This is a genomic window from Leptolyngbya sp. BC1307 (assembly GCF_002286735.1).
GTDB lineage: Bacteria > Cyanobacteriota > Cyanobacteriia > Phormidesmidales > Phormidesmidaceae > Phormidesmis.
Genome location: NZ_NRTA01000041.1, coordinates 14,843 through 33,995 on the forward strand (window position 1 = coordinate 14,843; position 19,153 = coordinate 33,995).

Genomic DNA, 19,153 nt, shown 5'->3' on the forward strand with positions numbered 1-19,153 from the left:
CTAATGAGCGTGATGGTGAGCAGTAGAGAAGTCTAAGGCGGCTTCAGCAGATCGCCCTTCGAGACTTATCTGCAGTTTTTCAATCTTCAAAGTGTGTGCCATCTCTCGAATCGTTGATTTCATCAGCTCAGCTTCAGCCACCAGTTCTATGAACAAACTCTCTCCCTGAAGGGTAATTGGCCAGTGGCGGTTGCCCAAAACGTGTCCCAGGTGGACTAGCGAAATTGCCTGATTGTGCGCACCCGGCTCAAATCGCAGCGCGATCACCTGCTGCTGTTGAATCCTCACTAACACCAGATATTTTTGAGCGGTCTCCAGTACGTCTCCATCTTGCAGTAGCCAATCGCGGCCTTTGACAATACCCACAGATTGGCCTTCAGCCGTCTGCGTCAAGATGCGTCCTTTGGGGCGATCGCGCCGGCTAATCGTTATCTCCCTACAGCGGCCATTCTCCTTTGCCTGAGCCACCCGCAAAGACAGATCGGCCTGTTCATTCACATTGCCGAGGTAGGTTTCGGCCAGTTCAGCAGGAGCCATGGGTGGGTTGCTCATAGCGAATAGGGTAAGGGAGCCTGGTTTTGTAGTTTGCGCACACAGTTTAGCGCAGCTTTAAAGCAAGACTGCAGGTCGCGAGTGGTCGTAGAGATTGCTCGGATAAACAATCCTCTGCCGCCTGGTAAAGGAGAGCTGGCTAAACTCACGGCTGCATGACTGACTTCGGTGAGAGCGTCAATCTCACTGGCTAACGCTGTGAGCGTGGTTGGGGTGGCGATCGCCTCAGGCAAAATCAAAATCAAACTTCCCAGTACTAGCCCGCTGGCAAACAGCGGACTATCGGCAAACCGGTTTTCTTTCCCCAACAAATTCATCGCCTCGGCAAACCACACCTGGCCCTCGGGATCGCGCACCCGCAGCCGACTGCGATAGTGGCGAAACTGATACCGTTCACCCCGGGCCAGCCGTCCGGGTAAAACAATCTCTCCTAAGCTCAGCCCGGCAGTTGAGTGAATGGTAATCTCGGTCTTTTGTACCAGTGCCGCATCGGTAAAAAGAATCAGCGGTTCTGGCAAAAACTCTAGCGTGGCTTGCTCACCGATATCAATGCTGTAGTTTACGTCGGCAACAGTCTCTCGCTGCGGCATTGTATGAACTTTAGTGGCTGACTGATCGGCCAGATAAAGCTGACTGCCTGCTGCTAGCCGCAAAGAGATGCCAATCGTGTCACCGGCTAGCAGCCCCGGAGAAGTGTTCATCCGGTAGAGATAGGCTCGCTGTGAGGCCGATTCCGTCCCTTCTTCCAATCTAAAAACTGGCGAAACGCTAAGCGGATAAGCCATGTAGCGATGCTGAAGGACTGTTGCACCCGCCGGATTACAGCCCAGCTTCAGCGCTAACTGGTTCTGCAAGGCTAGGGCATTCACAGCGAGCTTTCTGCCATTGCTTCGGAGCGCTGACCAAACAACAGCGTTTCTCGAATAAACGCCACGACTTCACCTAACCCCTCACCCGTCTTGCAGTTGGTGTATACCACCGGTTTTCCCTGACGGTATTGGCGAGACTGCGATCGCATCAAATCCAGATCAGCCCCCACATAGGGCGCAATATCTATCTTGTTCACCACTGCCAGGTCAGACTGCACGAATCCCGGCCCATTCTTTCGCGGAATGTCGTCTCCTGCGCCCACATCAATGACGAACATATAGGCATCCACCAGGTCATAGCTAAATGTAGAAGCCAGATTATCACCGCCACTCTCAATCAAGATCAGGTCGAGCTGAGGAAAGCACAGCTCCAAATCCTGCACAGCCAGCTGATTCATCGTCGGGTCTTCGCGAATCGCCGTATGCGGGCAGCTCCCAGTTTCGACCCCGATCACGCGCTCAGCCGGTAAAAAGCCTTTGCGCTTTAGCCGATCCGCATCTTCTGTCGTGAGCAGGTCGTTGGTAACTACAGCGACTTCTACCCCTTGAGCCATTAGCAGCGGCACAATACCTTCGATGAGAGCTGTCTTCCCGCTACCGACTGGCCCACCAATGCCCAAACGCGCTGCTGACTTTGGCATTTTCTTATCCCTTCAGCTCCGCGCCATCGTATTTGCCGTTAAATCCGTAGATCTCCTGACTACCCCCATAGGGCACCAGCTCAACTTCTTTTTCATCGCCCGGCTCAAAGCGAACAGCCGTGCCTGCCGTGATGTTCAGCCGCATCTTGTGCGTACGCTCCCGGTCAAACTGCAAACCCTCATTCACTTCGTAAAAGTGAAAATGTGAGCCGACCTGGATGGGGCGATCGCCTACATTGCTCACCACTAGCTGCAAGACCTCTCTACCCGCATTCAGCTCAATAGGCTCCGAACCGCCGGGGATAATTTGCCCGGGCACCAGCGGCAGCGGATCAACTGGATTACTTTTGTACATAGGGGTTTCCTTGGGGGGCTCCTGTTTACACGCCTGCTGAGGAATCTAATCCATAATCGGATCATGTACGGTTACCAGCTTAGTGCCATCCGGGAAAGTCGCCTCTACCTGCACCTCATGCACCATTTCTGGAATCCCTTCCATCACGTCAGCTCGCTTTAGCAAGGTAGTGCCCTCGCTCATCAGCTCACTGACCGTTTTGCCCTCGCGGGCACCTTCCATGATCGCTGCCGAAATGTAGGCCACTGCCTCCGGGTAGTTGAGCTTTAGGCCCCGATCTTTTCGCCTCTCAGCCACTAGCGCCGCCGTAAAAATCAGCAGCTTGTCTTTTTCTTGGGGCGATAGCAACATGCAAATACTCCTCTTATAGCTTTGCGCACATAGTTTACGACATGCGTATTGCTGAAACCTTCGCTTGACAACGGCTATGCGCGGCGCAAACTTACGAATGCATCCGACATTTGCTATACCGCAGCAGCCGTACAGATTGTAGGATAGCGTGCGTTCTACTGCTGGCTCTCATGCTAATTTTCTAATCCTTCTTTTAAGAAATACCAAGAAGTTAGGCTCTATATGCGGCTCTATGAAGCTTCTTAGCGACCAGGTACTTTTAGCCGGTAGAAGCGCCACAATGCCAGTTAACGGCTGATTAGTTCGGCCTATCAGCAGCTCATAGGAAAATTAGACCATGGTTGAAACGCCCACTGGTGTGCCTTCAGATACCACTCAGCTCCCACAGCAGAAGATTCCCTTACAGAAGCTCTACGAAGACCTCGCTGGCATTGGCGCAATGGATTTAGATGCGGGCGCTCAGTGCCGCGAACAGGCGCAGCAAGTCCTGGCCAATCCTAAAATTAGTCTGAACTGGAGAGATGCGATCGCCGAACGCCTCCACGAGGCCAACCACAGCCTCGGCATCAAAACCGTCACCGGCGACGACAGCTACTAACTTCAGCTTCAAAAACTATCTTAAAACTTCAGCCTGAAGCGATAGTTCGCCACCGACTCCACAATGCCGATCGCAATAAAATTGGTCAGCAAGGCTGATCGCCCATAGCTCATCCACGGCAGCGGAATGCCTGTAATCGGGGCTAGGCCAATCGTCATGCAAATATTGAGCACAGCCTGAAAAATAATCATCGAGAGCACGCCAATCGCTAGCAAAGAACCAAAATTGTCTTTGGCGTTTTGGGCGATCAGCACCAGCCGCAAACAAATCAGCCAAAATGAAAGCAGCAGCACAATCCCGCCGATAAAGCCAAGCTCTTCGCCCACCGCTGAAAAGATAAAGTCGGTATGCTGCTCAGGAATAAAGCTCAGCTGAGTTTGCGTACCGTGAAATAACCCCCGTCCCCACAGCTCGCCTGCCCCGATGGCGATTCGCGACTGAATCAGGTGATAGCCGCCGCCCAGCGGATCTTTATCAGGATGCAAAAACAGAACAAGACGATCCTTCTGGTAGTCTTTGAGCACATGCCACATCACGTCTCCAAGCTTCCCTGAGACCGAATTAACTGCCACCGCGACCACCGCGCTATAGACCGACCACCAGGGCAGTGAACGATAGGCCACGATACCCATCAGCACGACCCAGCCAATCCAAACCGGCACCGAAATATTAAACACAATCGCCGAAACCAGCGGCGAAATCATCAAGATCAGCCAGCCCGGATGGGTGCCACTCCAGTAGAGCATTCCGATCGTAATCGCGCCAAATACTAGCGAAGTGCCTAAGTCGGGCTGTAAAAAGACCAGCGCCCACGGCACTGCCGTAATCGCCAGCGCTTTGACCATACCAAATAGGGTTGAGGCATCGCGGTCTTTGAGCGTAGCCGCTAAGGTGATGATTGCCCCCAGCTTGGCAAATTCTGACGGCTGAACATTAAAGCCAAAAACCGTAATCCAGCGCTGCGCCCCCAAACCCTCGGTACCGATCGCCATCACCGCGAGCAATGAGAGAATAGTTGCTGCATAGATAATCCACCGCCATTGCAGCAGCCTTTCATAGCGGCTGCGAGCAATCCACAGAGCCAAAATCGCGCCGATACCACCCAGTACCGCATGGTTGATGGCAAATCCCGATTCGCCCGTGTACTTTTGCGTACTGCTGATTAAGATACTGGCAAAGATGGTGACCCCTACTGGCAGTATGAACAGCAGCCAGTCAACGCCCTGCCAACCTTGAGAGAGGTTCTTCCAGCGTTTTCGCACCAGTGAATAGGACGAATATGAGGTCATGGCAAAACGTTCAATCCGTGGATTCTAGGTTTCTATTCTAAAGGCTACGTTAGCGCGGCCACAGAGATTTTAGCGGCAGCCTGCTTAGCAATCTCTACTAGCGCTTTGGCCGCAGCTGACTCAGGCGCTGAGAGCACAATGGGTATGCCGTGATCGCCCCCTTCTCTCACCGGCATTTCTAAAGGCACCTTGCCGAGCAGCGTCACGCCTAGCTCTGCCGCCGCTTTTTCACCGCCATCTGAGCCGAAAATGGCGTATCGCTTATCCGGCATATCCGGCGGAACAAAGTAGCTCATATTTTCTACCAGGCCCAGAATAGGCACATTCAGCTGCTCAAACATCTTGAGACCGCGCCGTGCATCCGAAAGGGCGACCGCTTGAGGCGTCGTCACAATGACCGCGCCCGCCATCGGCACCGCCTGAGCCAGCGTTAGCTGAGCGTCACCCGTACCTGGCGGCATATCCACGACTAAATAGTCGAGTTCGCCCCACTGCACCTGGTATAAAAATTGGCGAATCACTCCGTTGAGCATGGGGCCGCGCCACACGACTGGCTGATCTTTGTCGATCAAAAAGCCCATCGAGACCATTTTCACGCCGTGGTTAAAGGCGGGCTCTAGCACCTGCTCGCCGTCTTGATCGCGCACGGTCACATTGGCTTCACTGAGCCCCATCATCGCCGGTGCATTCGGCCCGTATATATCTGCGTCAATCAACCCGACTGCTGCCCCCGTCTGAGCGAGCGCCACCGCGATATTAACCGCGACGGTACTCTTACCCACGCCACCTTTACCGCTGGTGACAGCTAAAATATTTTTTACGCCGGCAATGCCCGTGCGATCCGGCAGCGCCTTTTGCTGCGGGATTTCAGCAGTGACTTCTACATCTACATTCTCTACCCCTGGCAGGGTGCGCACCGCTTTTTCACAGTCTTCGACAATAAATTCGCGCAGCGGGCAGGCAGGGGTTGTGAGCACCAGGGTGAAGCTGACGTTGCCGCTCTCTACCTGGACATTGCGAATCATGTTGAGGGCAACCAGGCTCTTTTGCAGCTCTGGATCTTGAACGGGTTTGAGCACCTCTAAGACTGATTCTGAGTCGAGCGTTTTAATCATTTTTTATCGAGACGGTTGTGCCAAGACAGGGGCTGCTAGTCAGTTGGGTCGGAGACTGGCAAAAACAGCGTGCTTAGAAATACTAACGCTCAACCGGAAGTATCTGGCTATCTAAAGTAGAAATCTCTGTGCTTTCACCGCAGACAAGCCTCAGCTTTAGCACCCACCATCAGGAGAAGATATCGTTAGGATCCGCGCGGCAAAGGCGGCGACGGACGTTGCGGGGCTGCAGGGTCGCCTGCTCAGCGGCCTGTACCAGTGCTGCCGCTACTCGGGTCGCATGCGGCTTTACCATTAGCCAGGCCAGCGGTGACAGCCAGCCGCTCAAGGTGACAGAGTACAAAACGCAGGTGCCGCAGAGGGTAGAGACAATCCGGTAGGTGACGCGCTCCTGCAGACCCGGCAGCGGAAATAGGCGAACGCTAAGCAGTTCACCCGGCAGCACGCGCTCTACAAAAATCTGGGTGGGTAAGGGCAGATAGCGGCTAAAGGCTTTATAAATCAGGCCCGGTTTGGCGCACTGGCCCATGGGCGCATTCGTGCGGGTGATTAGCGGATGCCAGGAGGCGAGATCGGCCAGGTCTGTGACAATTTGCCATAGCGTCTCGGCGGGGGCAGTGCTCGCTGCCCAGTAGTTGCTCTCTAAGACTTCGCTAATGGGCCCTTTCCCAGTGGGCTCTTCCCCAATCGGCCAGTCGGTGCTGATGCCATCGCGCCACAAGCCCTGCGATCGCCCTTGCCAGCCGTCGGTCTCTCTAACCGGCACTAACCGCCGTGCCCTGACTGCCGTGCCGTTGCCTAGCCATAAGCAAAGCTGGCCCTTTAGCCGATCTCCCAAGCCCGTCAGCCAGTGTCCAAATTCTATACAATTTTGCTGGAGCCGCATCATAGTCAGATCATGGCAAAAGCCTTGAAGCTAGGTCTGGTTTCGGAGAATATCGGCAGCACGCTAAAGTGCAGGCGGTCAGTATTTTCCCTGAGTAAAGTCTCTTATCAGTCTAGGCGATCGCTCCTCCGGTCATCAGCCTATCTCTGGGTGAGTCTTAATTGCCCCAAATCCTTGTCAGCAGAGCAAAGGCCGCTCCGCCATAGCGATCAGCGATTTATCACAGATTGTCACGCTCTGTTTCAAAAATGCAATAAAGCCTGCCAAATCGTGTTTGACTAAATGAAGTCATGTTTTAATCCGTTCGCACTAGACCGTTACCTTAGACACAGACAGTTATTTAGACACTATGACCCTCTCTCCGGCTAAGGCTGTTCGCCCCGACGCATCTGTAGAACTAGCTCCCACGCTGCCGCCCGAAGATTCCCGTGAGCGAGTCAGCGCCGCCTTTAAAGGACTACAGGATCGAATCTGCCAGAAACTAGAAGCAGTAGACGGCACTGGCAAGTTTCAAGAAGATGCCTGGAAGCGCCCGGAGGGTGGCGGCGGCAGATCGCGGGTGATGAAGCAGGGTGACATTTTTGAGCAGGGCGGCGTCGGCTTCTCTGAAGTTTGGGGCGACAAGCTGCCACCTTCCATTCTGGTAAAGCGCCCTGAGGCGGAAGGTCATCAGTTTTATGCGACCGGCACCTCGATGGTGCTACACCCGCGTAATCCTTACGTGCCCACGGTGCATCTCAACTACCGCTACTTTGAGGCTGGGCCGGTGTGGTGGTTTGGCGGCGGCATTGACCTGACGCCCTACTACACCGAAGAAGCAGACGTGGCGCACTTTCACCGCACGCTCAAGGCGGCTTGCGATCGTCACAATCCCAAGTACTACCCAAGCTTTAAGCGCTGGTGCGACGAATACTTCTATCTCAAACACCGGGATGAACCCAGAGGCGTCGGCGGCATTTTCTTCGACTACCAAAATGGTCAGCGCGGCGAACTCTACCGGGGCCACAATCAAGATGGGCCAGCCGCGCTCTACAGCCAGCAGTTTGGCGACGCCCCCAAGCGCAGTTGGGAGCAGCTTTTTGACTTTGCCATTGACTGTGGCAATGCCTTTCTGCCTGCCTACGTGCCGATTGTCGAGAAGCGAGCGGGTACTGAATATAGCGATCGCCAACGCGACTTTCAGCTTTACCGCCGGGGCCGCTACGTCGAATTTAACCTGGTCTATGACCGGGGCACCCTCTTTGGCCTGCAAACCAATGGCCGTACCGAGTCTATTTTGATGTCGCTGCCGCCTATGGTGCGCTGGGAATACAGCTACACCCCCGAACCTGGCACGCCTGAAGCCAAGCTATACGATGTCTTCCTCAAACCTCAGAACTGGGCAGAAATGGACGTATAGCACACTTGCTGACCCGCTCTTGATAGCAGCCTGACAGCGCTTGGGCACTCTAGGACTATTGGCGCTTATCGGCGACGATTGCGGTCTTAATTAACGTCTATCTACAAGCGGCAACGGTATGGAGCAGCGCACTTTCACCTCACCCCAGGGCGATCAGGTCATCATCTTGGCCCCTACCGGGCGGCTAGATATCACCACCGCCTGGCAGTTTCGGCTTAAGCTACAGGCGGCTATTTCCGAAGAAACTCCCCACGCTCTGGTCAATCTCAGCGAAGTGAACTTTATTGACAGCTCTGGGCTCACGTCTTTAGTGGCCGGTATGCGCGATGCCGACAAAATCGGCGGCAGTTTCCGCATCTGCAACGTACACCCCGAAGCTAAGCTCGTCTTCGAAGTCACCATGATGGACTCAGTTTTCGAAATCTACGAAACCGAAGCAGAAGCCCTAGCTGTTCCCTATCAAGCGCCGGTCACTTAGTGTTTTACCACTCAAGACCACTTAAGGACCTTTTGCTTAATCATCCGAAAAGGTCCCATTAGTGCGCCCCACAGCCCTCGACCGGTGTCAGGGTCAACGCCTTTGTCGTAAGTTAATAGGGTGATGGTCCCGTTCTCAGGTGCTACGTCAAAGCCTAAGTAGACGTATCGCCGTTGAGCGTCGTAGGTAAATGAGCACAGCTGCCCGTCTGGCAAGGCTGCCTGAAACTGATACTCACTGCCAGCGAGTGGCTGATACCGAATCTCTGCTGTGCTATTGGATAGGGCTACCAGATCAGCAGTCGATAGATCTGCCAGGCGGCTCGCATCGCTGCCTGCTCCCTGAAACTTAAGCGGCTGAGCTAAAGCAAAATACTGACCGCGTAGCTGATCTGCGACTTCTGTCAGCTGCAAGACGCGCTGCCGGTAGGGAGGCTTGCTAGCGGCAACGCTGGCCTGCTCTAAAAATAGGGTGTACGTGTGCTCAGAAGATAGACTGGGCACCGGTACCTGCCACAGCCGGAGATGCACATACCAGGCAGGCTCGGCAGCAGCCTGAGTTTGGTTCTCAAACTCGCCAACTAAGTAGTGAGCCAGGGTAGCTAAAGGGGAACTGACCATAGTCAATAAGGCGGGGATCGGAGCTGCCTTTCAATCCTAACCGCCAGTCTGGATAACCTGATATTCCCGTATCTTTTTGTGCGATTGTGCGGCAAATATCTTGGCAAAGCGACTGTGAGGCGTAACAATAAGTTTACAAAGAACATTTGAGCGTTTACTTGTGAACAACGTCCGCACGGTTTCAGAGACAAAGCGAGCTTTCTATAATCAGCACACTCGCCCCATTAATGCCATTTATCGCCGTGTGGTCGAAGAGCTGATGGTGGAGATGCATTTGCTCCTAGTAAACGTAGATTTTGAGTACGACTCTATCTACGCGGCTGGCGTGGTCAGCATCTATGACCGGTTTATGACCGGCTATGAGCCTGATGCAGACAAGCAGTCGATCTATTCAGCTATTATTCAGTCCGTCGGCGCAGACCCGGCGCAGTACCGCCGCGATACTGAAGAGGTGTTAGCCGCTGCCGGAGCGATTCCTTCGGTCGATAGCTTCAAATCTGTACTCAATGAAGCCAAAACCAGCAGCGGCAACGACACCCTGCAGGGCAATCTGCATAAGGTCATTGCCAACCCTAAGTTTAAGTACAGTCGCTTGTTTGCTACTGGCCTTTACAACGTGGTCGAAGCTATTGACGCTGAGGCGCTCAAAGACAAAGACAAGCGCGAAGCCCTGCTAGACGAACTGGCTGAGACTCTTGGGTTTAATAACGAGCTGCTGAAGAAAGATATTGAACTTTATCGCGGCAACCTGGAGAAAATGGCCCAGGCACAAGCGGTGATGAAAGACATGGTTGAAGCCGAGCGTAAAAACAAGGCCAAGCGCGAGCAGGCGAAAAAAGACGCTGCCAAAGCTCAGGAAACTAAGGACGCTAAGGAATCTGAGTCTGTTAGCAGCGGAGAGTCAGACGCAACGACCGAATCGGGTACCGAAACCAGCACGACGACCGAGTAAGCCTCTCGACGCTTACTACTACCTTTTCTGCTAGATAAATTTCAGCTTACGTGAGGCATAGGCGCACATACGCAGCAGTACGAGCCCTTCTTTGACATGGGCGATATTGGAGCTGCCGTAGCTGCGGGGCTGATAGCGAATCGGCACTTCGACCAGATGCAGATTGAGCTTGGCAGCGCCGAAGAGCAGGTCAAAGTCGCCAAAGGGATCGAAGTCGCCAAAATAGCTGCGGCCAGCGGTCAGTCGCTGATAGTCTCTGCGCCAGAGTACCTTAGTGCCGCACAGGGTGTCTTTAAGTGGCTGCTCTAGCAGAAAGGAAAACAGCAGGGCAAAGGTTTTGTTCGCCAGGGTATTGAGCCAGGGCATGGCCTTGCGGCTGCGCGGGTAAAGCAAGCGAGAGCCGTTGATAAATTCGCCTTGACCCGTGGCGATCGCCTCAAAAAAATGCGGTAAGTCCTCGGGCGGCACCGTCAGGTCGGCATCTAAAATCATCAGCACATCGCCAGTCGCCTCGGCGAACCCCAACCGCACGGCATCGGCTTTACCCTGACCCGTCTGCTGAAAGGCTTTGAGAATCAGCGGGCCGCTGTAGCTCTGCAGGGTCTTTTGAATGGTTTGCCAGGTGTTGTCTTGAGAGTGACCTTCGACAAAAATGACTTCGGTGCGAGAGCCCAGTTGCGGTAGGCGAGCGATCGCACTCTCAATGTTGCCCGCCTCATTTCGCGCTGGAATGACGACCGAACAGCTTGGCGCATCTGCAGTGATAGCAGCGCGTCTAAAATCTGGTCGAGCAACGACGTAGTTTGTCAGGCACAGGTGCTTGATTCCCGGCAGCGGTGCCAGGTAGCGGTTAATCCAGCGAGACAGACCAGGAATACGCTTAGGCGAAAGAAAACGCCGCCCGCGCTTAAGGGGAATGTAGCCGGTAATTGAAAGCAGATTAGCGACATCATCCATTGAGAGCCAATTTTGCGGCGGCTGCGGGCGGCGCAGACCAACGGCCTCGCCCAGCTGCAGCAAAGGCTCCCAAAGATAGTTGTGAAAGGTGATGATCAGCCGGGTCTGAGGCGTACAAAAAGGCTTCAGACGGCTAAACGCTGTTTGAATATCGCTGAAGTAGCTGGCGGCGTTGGCGCAGATAATGTAGTCAAAGGTCTGCGGTTCATCCACCGGCCCTTCAATCGGGCCGTCAGACAGATAGCCGATTTTCTGCGGGGTGAGGGTTTCTGTATCGGCGCAGTAGAAGCGTAGATGCGGGTATTTTTGCCGGGCGATGTTGACAGCAACCGGTGAAATGTCGATCCCCACACCTACGCCAGGGTAAGTTGCCTGCAGCAGGTCACCAGTGCCGCAGCCAATCTCTAGCACGCGGCTACCGGCGGGAATCAGGAACTGATGCAGGCGGTCCAGGTCTTGGTAGTAGTAGCGGTTGCGCGATCGCCACCCATCTAGCTGCGGGGCACAGCGGTTGAAATGGCTCAGCACTGCCTGCTTATGAGTCTGACGAGGATGAGCTAACGGAATAGTGGTGTCAATCACAGAAGTTTGAAGGAGATCGTAGTGGGCACAGCGACTATAGATACACAGTGAGTGCGGATATAGACTATAGGCGAATTAGCTGCCAATCGCGAAGCTGAGCCATCGTTTCGTAAGGGCGATCGCTCAACGCAGTCAGGTCGGCATTAGGGCTCAGCCAGGCATAGGTGCCGGGCGGTATCTCGGCGATTGGGCGATTGAGCTGACCAAGCTGAGGCGTATAGAAGCTGAGCAGGGTAAACGTCTTGTGGGCTTCTGGTGGCCACTCTGCTGACCCGGTAATAAAGCTGATCGGCTGATCGCTGACAATCGGCGCGATTGCCGGCGAAGCCAGCGCTGCCTTCAAGTCTGAGCTGTAGTTACCAAATAAGCCTGCTAACCCTAGCGTGCCAATCGCTAGCCAGGCCGGGAGCAGCCAAGTAGCCAGCCACTTTTGAGGCTGAGACATAAATGCAGGCAGCGCTGCCCAGCCCACTCCTAAAATCAGCGCTGCCGGTGCATAGGGGCGAATTTCGCTCAGCAGGTCGGGCACTGGGGTCAGGATGACAGCACCTCCCCAGGCGAAGATAGCCAGTGCAGCTAAAAGCACGCCTAGTGCAGAGAAAGCGTAGCTCAGGAACCGCCGGGGCCAGCGAACCGGCCAAATAGCAATTTGGTGCAGGGCGATCGCCGCAAAAACTGCCATAAACGGATGCAATTGCAACGTGTAATAGGGGGTTTTCGTCGGGAAACCTGTCAGCAGCCCCGCCAAAATGAACGGATAGAGCAGTAGCCAGTAGTGCGGATAGGAGGGAGCCGATTTAGGAATTGATCGCCATAGGCTGCGCAGCACCAGCACTGCCCCAATCAGCGCAAACAGCGCCCAGGGCAGCATATTCACCGGAATATTCCATAGGTAGTAAAACGGCCCGCCATCAGCATGAAACGACTCGTCGCTCAGCTCACCTAGCTTGCCAAACATGGAGGCAAACACCAGATCGCCATACTCGGCCAGGCTCAGCCCTAGCCAAAGCGCCCCTGCTCCCACACCGACGAGCAGTCCGCTATATAAACCTGGGTTGCTCAAGTGACGATGGCGACGATGATGGAAAACCAGGTAGGGCAGTAGGGCCAAGGCTGGCAGCGCAATCATAAAGGTTTTGACTAAAAATCCTAGCCCCAGCGTCAAACCCGCTAAAAAGCCGAAGGCGATGCGCCAACGAGCGTAAATTTCTGCCTTGAGTAACGCCCAAATGCCTAACAGCTCTACGCTCACCAGCAGCATGTCTTGCGTGGCTAAATGGCCGTACTGCGCCCATAGAGAACCCACCATCAGCAGCAGCCCAGACAGCAGGCCCAGCCGCCGGGCATATTTGGCATAGGACCAGGGCTGGGCGGCAATCAGGGTTCTGCCAATATCGTAGGTGAGCAAGACCGAACCTATACAGGCCAAAACGCTGGGTAACCGGGCAATGCGATCGCTCACCCCAAACAGCCGATACCCCACCAGTATCAGCCAGTTCAGCAAAATACCGTGAGAGTAAGTCGGCGTCCCCCACCACTGCCGCGCCAGCCAATTGCCCGACTCCAGCATAAAGCGGCTTTCAGCGGCGTAGTTGCCCTCATCGTGGGCCATCAAGCTCATTTGCAGCAGGCTACAGGTGAGCAGCAGGCCGGACCAGGCTAATAGCAGCAAGATATCTCGGCGGGCGGTAGCCCCATAGGGAGAGGGAGACTTCATGAGGACTCTTTGGAAAGAGGAGAAATGAGGAATGGGCATGCACCCACATCATTCCAGCAGTTGGCTTTGCGCCGCTGGCGGCTTCATCTGACGGAACCCACTGCGCCGCAGAATCCGCTTCTGCCGCTGCCGGGCAAATGCTTGCAGGTCTACATTGCGGTCGGTCTCGTCGACAATCTCGCCAGTCAGCACCTCCAGCGTATCTTCTAGCGTGACCACGCCCGAAACGCCGCCGTACTCATCTACCACTACCATTAAATGCTCTCGCAGCGACTGAAAGGTTTTGATCAGCCGGTCGGTGCGCTCTGTGTCAGGAACGTAGTTGACCTGGCGCATCAGGTTTTTGATGGGGGCTGCGCCTTGGCCCTGGACAATGGCGGCGAGTAGTTCTGCCTTTAGCGCTACGCCGATGACATGATCTAGGTCCCTATCAATTACCAATATTCGCGTGTGCTGAGAGGCAATAATTTCGTCTTGAATATCTCGCAAGATAGCGTCACCCGGTAGAAAGGTAATCGCTACCCGAGGCGTCATGATATCGGCGGCTTTTAGGTCGTTGAGACGAAATACCCGGTCAATCATTTCGACTTCGTCGTCTTCAATGAGCCCTTCCTGGTAGCCGAGTATGGTCAGTAGCTTGATTTCTGCCTCATCGGTGATGGGCCGCTTGATGCCTTTGGTCATAGGCGCGGTGATATGCTCTAGCAGCCAGATTAAGGGCGTAAAGAGAAGGGTCAAGCCTGTGACGGGGATGGCAACGGTTAGTCCAATTGTTTCGGCATAGCGTTCGCCAACGGTTTTGGGTAAAATCTCGGCTAGTAAGATGATGGCAAAGGTCAGTGCGGCTGAAAAGATGCCCAAGCCCGCATTGTCAAAGACAGCAGCGGCCAACCGACCGACGACGATGCTGCCGACAATATTAAAGATGTTATTGAGAATGACGATGCAGGCAATCGGTCGGGAGACGTGCTGGCGAATGGTGAGAAGGGCGATCGCCGCCGGGCTCGGTCGATTTTGGGTGAGCTGCCTAGCTCGCAGCAAAGGCAGTGAGAGTAACGCTGTTTCGGTGCCTGAGCACAGGGCAGAGCCAATAATGACGATCAAGACAGCGATCACAAGTTGAATCATGGGGGTTGACAGCGGGCTAGCTCCATTTAGCTAGCCATAAAAGGAATAGTATAGAATGCTTGCTAATCGTGATTGCTGCGCCCTCAGGTTTATATTTCCCTTATGAGTGACACTATCTTAGAGGTTCAAGGTCTTACCGTTGAGTTTGCTACCGACCATGAAGATCGCGGCAGCATCCGCGCGGTAGACGAGGTGTCTTTTGAACTACAGCGGGGGCAAACCATTGGCATCGTGGGGGAGTCGGGCTCAGGAAAATCGGTGACTTCACTGGCGGTGATGGGCTTGGTGCCCAGTCCGCCAGGGAGAGTGAGCAGCGGCCAAATCTTATTTACGGGCGACGGTGAGGCTCCAGTAGATTTGACAAAAGTGCCGCCACGGCAGCTCAGGCGCTATCGCGGCGGTCAGATAGCGATGATCTTTCAAGAGCCGATGAGTTCGCTCAACCCGGTGTATACCTGTGGGTTTCAGCTGATTGAGGCGATTCGCCAGCATCAAAAAATCTCTGAGCGGGCGGCGCGTGATCTGGCGATTTCTCATTTGCAAGAGGTGAAACTGCTGCCGGGCGATGCCGAATTAACAGAACAGGTCGGTTACGAGCTAGATACTGACAATAGCGCCTTGATCAAACGCACCGTCAACCGCCGTAAACAGTTGCTGTTAGATCGCTACCCGCATCAGCTTTCAGGCGGCCAGATTCAGCGGCTGATGATTGCTATGGCTCTCTCTTCTAACCCGTCGCTGCTGATTGCTGACGAGCCGACGACCGCGCTTGATGTCACTGTGCAGGCAACCATATTAGATCTGCTGCGCGAACTGCGCGATCGCCGGGGCATGTCGATGATTTTTATCACGCACGACTTGGGCATCATCGCCGAAATCGCCGACTACGTGGCGGTCATGTATCGCGGCAAAGTCGTCGAAACGGGGCCGGTGCTAGACATTTTTGAGCGGCCTAGTCACCCTTACACCAAAGGACTGTTGGGCTGTAGACCGCAGCCAGATCGCCGCTTGCGGCAGCTCTCTACGGTCTCTGACTATATGGAAGAGGTGGTTGGCCCTGAGGGGGATATGGTAATTCAGGCTAAGCCTCAGAGCGATTGGGGGGGCGGACTGCCGCCGGTTGCCGATATCAGCCCGCGCGAGATGCAGATTCGCCTGGAGCTGCTAAAGGAAAAAGGGCCGCTGCTGACGGTGGAGAATCTGCGGGTAGGCTACCCGGTGCAGGGCGTTTTTGGCCGGGTAGAGCGGCATGTGATGGCCGTTAACGATGTGTCATTTCAGGTATACCAGGGCGAGACTTTTGGCCTGGTAGGTGAGTCTGGCTGCGGGAAGACGACGCTGGGGCGATCGCTCTTGCAGCTGATCAAACCGATGAGCGGCAGAGTCTGGTTTGAGGGGCGAGATCTGACCCGGATGGGCGGCTGGCAAATGCGCAAACGCCGCCGCGAGATGCAGATTATTTTTCAAGACCCCTACAGCTCGCTGAATCCGAGGATGAGTATCGGGGCAGCGATCGCCGAACCGCTAAAAATCCACGGCGTCAGTCGGGGCAGGCGCAATCTCAAAGAGCGGGTGGAATATCTGCTAGGGCGGGTCGGGCTCGATCCCGGCACGCTGAATCGCTTTCCTCACGAATTTTCGGGCGGACAGCGGCAGCGGGTGTGTATTGCCAGGGCGCTGGCTCTCAACCCCAAATTTATTATCTGCGATGAGTCGGTCTCGTCGCTAGATGTATCAGTGCAGGCACAGGTGCTTAATTTGCTCAAAGAGCTACAGGCAGAATTTAAGCTCACCTATATCTTTATCTCGCATGACTTGGGCGTCGTGAAATTTATGAGCGATCGGATCATGGTGATGAATGACGGCCAGATCGAAGAAATCGGCCCGGCTGAAGCCATTTACCGCCAGCCCCGACGAGAATACACCCAGCAGCTGATTGCAGCCATTCCCGCCGGTACCGTTGAGCGCATTCAAACCCTGAAAACTCAACGAGAAGCCCAACTGCAAGCTTCCTCATGAGCTAGCCCTGAATACGATATACGCTGCCATTGACTTGTCTGCCGTTAGGGCCGGCAGCGATCGCTCGCCAACGGGTAAATTTTAGCCTGGCCTGCTTAAGCGCGTAGCAAAATCCGCCGCGAGTAGAGCGATCCGGGTCACTGAGCAAACAAATACCGCCCGGCGCAAGCACCTGCTGTATTAACGCGACTAACGGGGCAATATTGCGCTCTTCATAAATTACGTCGGCGGCTAAAATCAGAGGCACTTGTAGCTCCGGTGGCGGCACGCGCCAGTCCAATGGCAGCTTCGTAAAGTTATCGAAGCCGTTGGCCATAGCGTTGCGAGCCGCAAACTCTACAGCCGTCGCATCGTAATCGCTGAAGATAACGCGCATGCCTAAGGAGAGCGCAACAATGCCTGGCAAGCCAACGCCACAACCAATCTCTAGCGCCAAGAGCGGGTTTGACCAGTCTGACCGCATAGACTGTGTCCTCAGCGCCTCTCCCAGCATTTGCGCCGAGGGCCACAGCTCTGCCCAGTAAGGCATGTACTCGTCGGCTTCAAAGGCGCGGTGGGTGCTGGGATGATCTAGCAGCTGATCGGCATTGCCGGGGTAGGCGATTTCAAAGGTCTGAGAGCCAATGGTCACAGACTGATAGATCAGCTCGCCCAGTGCCTCAGCAGGCGTAGCGTACAAGAAGGGCTGAGGCGATGGGGGCGTATGGTCGTTTGCAGGCGGCATGAGCTAGGATCAAAGCAAGTGCTATCAGTAGTCTCTCATAGCCTTACAGCTTAGCTGGTTAAATCAGCTTCCTATGGGGCAATAGCGCTGTGTTTTGGGAGAGACAGGGAGAGAAGCGATGATCCAATTGCTGCGCGGATTTGTCCCCCGTCGGGCTACTAGCAGTCAGGTCGGATGGATGATGGGTGTAGTGGCGATCGCCCTCACCACCCTCACTAGCTGCCAGTCCGTCAGCTCACTTTCTAGAGAAACGACCCTCACACCGGCCCCCACCAATAGCGCCTCTCAGCAACCCGCTAGCTCCCCAAAACAGAGTAGTCAATCTCGCAAAATCACCTTCCGCCAGCCCGATGGCCGCCCCCAATTCTCCCTACAGTTCAAATCTACTGGCGGCAAGCTCACCGATCCAGCAGGCAAGGTCATCGCTAACCTAATTTTAGAAAGCGACGGTGCCGTCAGGCTCACCGATGCTAGCAACCAAACCGTTGGCTACGTCGTTCAAACCGGCGATACCTGGGAGATACAAGGCCCCAAGCAAACGAAACCCCTCTTCACCTTTCGCCAAGAAGCCAACGGTAATGCTACCCTCTTACGCAACGACGGCTCTCCGGTCTATCAGCTCACAGCCACCGATAGCGGCTACACCGTAACAGCAGATAAGACCGCCCAATACACCGTCGATACTCACAAAGGCAACGGACAAATCCAGACTGACGAGGGCCAGACTGTCATTGCCACTGACAGCGCGATCGCTCCCGCTGCCCTTGCCAGCTTCGGTTTTGCCAAACTTACCCCGGCTCAGCAAGCCGGTCTGGCCTACGCCCTTACAGAAGTCGCCGTAAAGCCCACCTCTTTTAAGGGTGGGATATAAGGCGGTGAGTTATAGCGAACAATCTTATCTAGATTTTTGCTCTTCGACATAGCGTTTGATGGTCTCTCCGGAGACATTGCCCGCTGTCGATACAAAGTAGCTGCGAGTCCAAAAGCTAGGCATCTTAGTCTTTAGCCAGGGGTACTCCTTCCTCAGAGCATGAGAGGAGTACCCTTTAACCTGATGGATAACCTGAGCTGGTGACAGCTTCGGCAGGGTGTGCGCGTTCAAGTGAACGTGGTCATCATGCGTTTCCAGGGCTATCACCTCACCGCCAATGCCCGCTACAGCCTCATATATAAGCTCCTTCACTCGGCCATCTAACGCGCCAGTCAGCAGCTTCTTTCGCCTGCGTACCGTCCATACAAAGTGATAGTTCAATAGTGAAACTGACGTGTTCTCATGCCGGTATTTCTGGCCCATATCTTCATAGTGATCAGGTCTACGAGTTGCTATCATAGACCTATGGCAGACGTAACCACCACCCTAAAGCTAAAGTTTTTGGCGTTGAACAACGTCAAAGCTTCTATGTTTGCTGACACTGTAGATGCGTCTACGGAATTGGCAAACAGCTTGCTCAAGGTGCCGTTTGCAGCGCGTAAAAAGCTCACTACGGCAATGGTAACGACTGGCCTCAAGTCTGCGCTCTCTAATCAGGTGATTCGTATCCTGAAAGGGAAGGCGGGGAAGCGGGTCAAGTCGTTCAAGGTGTTCTGGCCTGAAGTGAACAAACAGAACTGGAAAATCTGCAAGGTAGGTGAAACCTACTCTCTCAGCTTTCCGACTATTCAAGGCGTTAAGCGGGTGCCGATTGCAGTGCATCCGCATTTTGAGCAGCAGCTAGACGAGATTATCAGCGGTGACCTAGAGAAAGGGACGCTGAAGCTGATGTGCCGGGTACCAACTTAAGCCGGGAAGAGCTATGCGTGCAGGGGCTTGGGCTGATGTGCTTTAGCTGCCTTTCTGGGCAAAGGCAGCTCAGTATGATGGCTGAGTACCCACTCAAATAGGTCAGGAAACTGATGGCCAAATAAGCGTTGAGCAGCGGTG

The 19,153-nt window shown here is 54.5% G+C and carries 22 protein-coding genes; 7 read left to right on the forward strand and 15 right to left on the reverse strand.

Annotated features, from left to right (window positions below; genetic code table 11):
- From CKL79_RS17615 to ureA, 5 genes are all read right to left on the reverse strand, one after another.
- Positions 1 to 552: an urease accessory protein UreE gene (locus tag CKL79_RS17615; protein WP_121970882.1), complete on the reverse strand. Its 552-nt coding sequence runs from the start codon at positions 550 to 552 to the stop codon at positions 1 to 3.
- Positions 549 to 1,421 carry an urease accessory protein UreD gene (locus CKL79_RS17620; protein ID WP_121970883.1) on the reverse strand — a complete coding sequence of 291 codons (873 nt, stop codon included), beginning with the start codon at positions 1,419 to 1,421 and terminating at the stop codon, positions 549 to 551. Before CKL79_RS17620 ends, CKL79_RS17615 begins: the two co-directional genes overlap by 4 nt.
- The gene (gene ureG, locus CKL79_RS17625) at positions 1,418 to 2,062 is read right to left on the reverse strand and encodes an urease accessory protein UreG (RefSeq protein ID WP_121970884.1); all 645 of its coding nucleotides are present in this window, start codon (positions 2,060 to 2,062) and stop codon (positions 1,418 to 1,420) included. The genes CKL79_RS17620 and ureG overlap by 4 nt, the downstream gene beginning before the upstream one ends.
- Positions 2,063 to 2,066: 4 nt before the next feature.
- On the reverse strand, positions 2,067 to 2,384 hold the full coding sequence (locus CKL79_RS17630; RefSeq protein ID WP_121970899.1) for an urease subunit beta: 318 nt from the start codon (positions 2,382 to 2,384) through the stop codon (positions 2,067 to 2,069).
- A 78-nt stretch (positions 2,385 to 2,462) separates the two neighbouring features.
- A complete protein-coding gene (gene ureA / locus CKL79_RS17635; protein ID WP_121970885.1) occupies positions 2,463 to 2,768 on the reverse strand; it encodes an urease subunit gamma in 306 nt (101 codons plus the stop codon).
- A gap of 337 nt (positions 2,769 to 3,105) precedes the next feature.
- Between ureA and CKL79_RS17640 the strand changes: the two genes are divergently transcribed.
- Positions 3,106 to 3,366, forward strand: coding sequence for a hypothetical protein (locus CKL79_RS17640; protein ID WP_121970886.1), 261 nt, complete (start codon positions 3,106 to 3,108; stop codon positions 3,364 to 3,366).
- Positions 3,367 to 3,386: 20 nt separating this feature from the next.
- On the opposite strand, the gene rodA is transcribed toward CKL79_RS17640, so the two are convergent.
- The 3 genes from rodA to CKL79_RS23535 all read right to left on the reverse strand — a co-directional run bounded on the left by rodA (position 3,387) and on the right by CKL79_RS23535 (position 6,659).
- A complete protein-coding gene (rodA, locus tag CKL79_RS17645) occupies positions 3,387 to 4,655 on the reverse strand; it encodes a rod shape-determining protein RodA (protein ID WP_121970887.1) in 1,269 nt (422 codons plus the stop codon).
- A 44-nt stretch (positions 4,656 to 4,699) separates the two neighbouring features.
- Positions 4,700 to 5,770 (reverse strand): Mrp/NBP35 family ATP-binding protein, encoded by a 1,071-nt coding sequence (locus tag CKL79_RS17650; protein WP_121970888.1) that lies wholly within the window; start codon positions 5,768 to 5,770, stop codon positions 4,700 to 4,702.
- Positions 5,771 to 5,939: 169 nt separating this feature from the next.
- Positions 5,940 to 6,659 carry a hypothetical protein gene (locus tag CKL79_RS23535; RefSeq protein WP_205879137.1) on the reverse strand — a complete coding sequence of 240 codons (720 nt, stop codon included), beginning with the start codon at positions 6,657 to 6,659 and terminating at the stop codon, positions 5,940 to 5,942.
- 346 nt (positions 6,660 to 7,005) lie between these two features.
- Between CKL79_RS23535 and hemF the strand changes: the two genes are divergently transcribed.
- Positions 7,006 to 8,055, forward strand: a complete 1,050-nt coding sequence (gene hemF, locus CKL79_RS17660) for an oxygen-dependent coproporphyrinogen oxidase (protein ID WP_121970889.1) — start codon at positions 7,006 to 7,008, stop codon at positions 8,053 to 8,055.
- A gap of 118 nt (positions 8,056 to 8,173) precedes the next feature.
- Positions 8,174 to 8,533: an STAS domain-containing protein gene (locus CKL79_RS17665; RefSeq protein ID WP_121970890.1), complete on the forward strand. Its 360-nt coding sequence runs from the start codon at positions 8,174 to 8,176 to the stop codon at positions 8,531 to 8,533.
- An 11-nt stretch (positions 8,534 to 8,544) separates the two neighbouring features.
- Here the strand turns inward: CKL79_RS17665 and CKL79_RS17670 are convergent, their stop codons facing one another.
- A complete protein-coding gene (locus CKL79_RS17670) occupies positions 8,545 to 9,153 on the reverse strand; it encodes a chromophore lyase CpcT/CpeT (RefSeq protein ID WP_121970891.1) in 609 nt (202 codons plus the stop codon).
- A gap of 160 nt (positions 9,154 to 9,313) precedes the next feature.
- Between CKL79_RS17670 and psb29 the strand changes: the two genes are divergently transcribed.
- Positions 9,314 to 10,105: a photosystem II biogenesis protein Psp29 gene (gene psb29, locus CKL79_RS17675; RefSeq protein ID WP_121970892.1), complete on the forward strand. Its 792-nt coding sequence runs from the start codon at positions 9,314 to 9,316 to the stop codon at positions 10,103 to 10,105.
- Positions 10,106 to 10,135: 30 nt separating this feature from the next.
- Here the strand turns inward: psb29 and CKL79_RS17680 are convergent, their stop codons facing one another.
- The 3 genes from CKL79_RS17680 to CKL79_RS17690 all read right to left on the reverse strand — a co-directional run bounded on the left by CKL79_RS17680 (position 10,136) and on the right by CKL79_RS17690 (position 14,489).
- A complete protein-coding gene (locus CKL79_RS17680; protein WP_240518942.1) occupies positions 10,136 to 11,644 on the reverse strand; it encodes a bifunctional class I SAM-dependent methyltransferase/glycosyltransferase family 2 protein in 1,509 nt (502 codons plus the stop codon).
- A 64-nt stretch (positions 11,645 to 11,708) separates the two neighbouring features.
- A complete protein-coding gene (locus tag CKL79_RS17685; protein WP_170944103.1) occupies positions 11,709 to 13,361 on the reverse strand; it encodes a glycosyltransferase family 39 protein in 1,653 nt (550 codons plus the stop codon).
- Positions 13,362 to 13,409: 48 nt separating this feature from the next.
- The gene (locus CKL79_RS17690) at positions 13,410 to 14,489 is read right to left on the reverse strand and encodes a hemolysin family protein (RefSeq protein ID WP_121970894.1); all 1,080 of its coding nucleotides are present in this window, start codon (positions 14,487 to 14,489) and stop codon (positions 13,410 to 13,412) included.
- 102 nt (positions 14,490 to 14,591) lie between these two features.
- Between CKL79_RS17690 and CKL79_RS17695 the strand changes: the two genes are divergently transcribed.
- The gene (locus CKL79_RS17695; RefSeq protein WP_121970895.1) at positions 14,592 to 16,508 is read left to right on the forward strand and encodes an ABC transporter ATP-binding protein; all 1,917 of its coding nucleotides are present in this window, start codon (positions 14,592 to 14,594) and stop codon (positions 16,506 to 16,508) included.
- A gap of 1 nt (position 16,509) precedes the next feature.
- On the opposite strand, the gene CKL79_RS17700 is transcribed toward CKL79_RS17695, so the two are convergent.
- Positions 16,510 to 17,232, reverse strand: coding sequence for a methyltransferase (locus CKL79_RS17700; RefSeq protein WP_121970896.1), 723 nt, complete (start codon positions 17,230 to 17,232; stop codon positions 16,510 to 16,512).
- A 118-nt stretch (positions 17,233 to 17,350) separates the two neighbouring features.
- On the opposite strand from CKL79_RS17700, the gene CKL79_RS17705 reads away from it, so the two are divergent.
- On the forward strand, positions 17,351 to 18,103 hold the full coding sequence (locus CKL79_RS17705) for a hypothetical protein (protein WP_121970897.1): 753 nt from the start codon (positions 17,351 to 17,353) through the stop codon (positions 18,101 to 18,103).
- A gap of 24 nt (positions 18,104 to 18,127) precedes the next feature.
- Here CKL79_RS17705 and tnpA read toward each other — a convergent pair whose 3' ends face one another.
- Positions 18,128 to 18,526 carry an IS200/IS605 family transposase gene (gene tnpA / locus CKL79_RS17710; protein WP_121970901.1) on the reverse strand — a complete coding sequence of 133 codons (399 nt, stop codon included), beginning with the start codon at positions 18,524 to 18,526 and terminating at the stop codon, positions 18,128 to 18,130.
- A 42-nt stretch (positions 18,527 to 18,568) separates the two neighbouring features.
- Here tnpA and CKL79_RS17715 point away from each other — a divergent pair, with 42 nt between their 5' ends.
- Entirely contained in the window at positions 18,569 to 19,012 is a 444-nt protein-coding gene (locus CKL79_RS17715; protein WP_205879138.1) for a hypothetical protein, read from the forward strand.
- 11 nt (positions 19,013 to 19,023) lie between these two features.
- On the opposite strand, the gene CKL79_RS24235 is transcribed toward CKL79_RS17715, so the two are convergent.
- On the reverse strand, positions 19,024 to 19,153 hold a 130-nt coding region (locus CKL79_RS24235), incomplete at its 5' end, for a DUF6399 domain-containing protein (protein WP_240518777.1).

Bases quoted from the DNA above. Each gene is read 5' to 3' on its own strand.
- hemF (WP_121970889.1), top strand. From the start codon at position 7,006: ATGACCCTCTCTCCGGCTAAGGCTGTTCGCCCCGACGCATCTGTAGAA.
- CKL79_RS17670 (WP_121970891.1), bottom strand. From the start codon at position 9,153: ATGGTCAGTTCCCCTTTAGCTACCCTGGCTCACTACTTAGTTGGCGAG.
- tnpA (WP_121970901.1), bottom strand. From the start codon at position 18,526: ATGGGCCAGAAATACCGGCATGAGAACACGTCAGTTTCACTATTGAAC.
- CKL79_RS17650 (WP_121970888.1), bottom strand. From the start codon at position 5,770: ATGATTAAAACGCTCGACTCAGAATCAGTCTTAGAGGTGCTCAAACCC.
- CKL79_RS17615 (WP_121970882.1), bottom strand. From the start codon at position 552: ATGAGCAACCCACCCATGGCTCCTGCTGAACTGGCCGAAACCTACCTC.
- CKL79_RS17700 (WP_121970896.1), bottom strand. From the start codon at position 17,232: ATGCCGCCTGCAAACGACCATACGCCCCCATCGCCTCAGCCCTTCTTG.
- CKL79_RS17695 (WP_121970895.1), top strand. From the start codon at position 14,592: ATGAGTGACACTATCTTAGAGGTTCAAGGTCTTACCGTTGAGTTTGCT.
- ureA (WP_121970885.1), bottom strand. From the start codon at position 2,768: ATGTTGCTATCGCCCCAAGAAAAAGACAAGCTGCTGATTTTTACGGCG.
- CKL79_RS17640 (WP_121970886.1), top strand. From the start codon at position 3,106: ATGGTTGAAACGCCCACTGGTGTGCCTTCAGATACCACTCAGCTCCCA.
- CKL79_RS17690 (WP_121970894.1), bottom strand. From the start codon at position 14,489: ATGATTCAACTTGTGATCGCTGTCTTGATCGTCATTATTGGCTCTGCC.
- CKL79_RS17665 (WP_121970890.1), top strand. From the start codon at position 8,174: ATGGAGCAGCGCACTTTCACCTCACCCCAGGGCGATCAGGTCATCATC.
- rodA (WP_121970887.1), bottom strand. From the start codon at position 4,655: ATGACCTCATATTCGTCCTATTCACTGGTGCGAAAACGCTGGAAGAAC.
- CKL79_RS23535 (WP_205879137.1), bottom strand. From the start codon at position 6,659: ATGATGCGGCTCCAGCAAAATTGTATAGAATTTGGACACTGGCTGACG.
- CKL79_RS17715 (WP_205879138.1), top strand. From the start codon at position 18,569: ATGGCAGACGTAACCACCACCCTAAAGCTAAAGTTTTTGGCGTTGAAC.
- ureG (WP_121970884.1), bottom strand. From the start codon at position 2,062: ATGCCAAAGTCAGCAGCGCGTTTGGGCATTGGTGGGCCAGTCGGTAGC.
- CKL79_RS17705 (WP_121970897.1), top strand. From the start codon at position 17,351: ATGATCCAATTGCTGCGCGGATTTGTCCCCCGTCGGGCTACTAGCAGT.
- CKL79_RS17685 (WP_170944103.1), bottom strand. From the start codon at position 13,361: ATGAAGTCTCCCTCTCCCTATGGGGCTACCGCCCGCCGAGATATCTTG.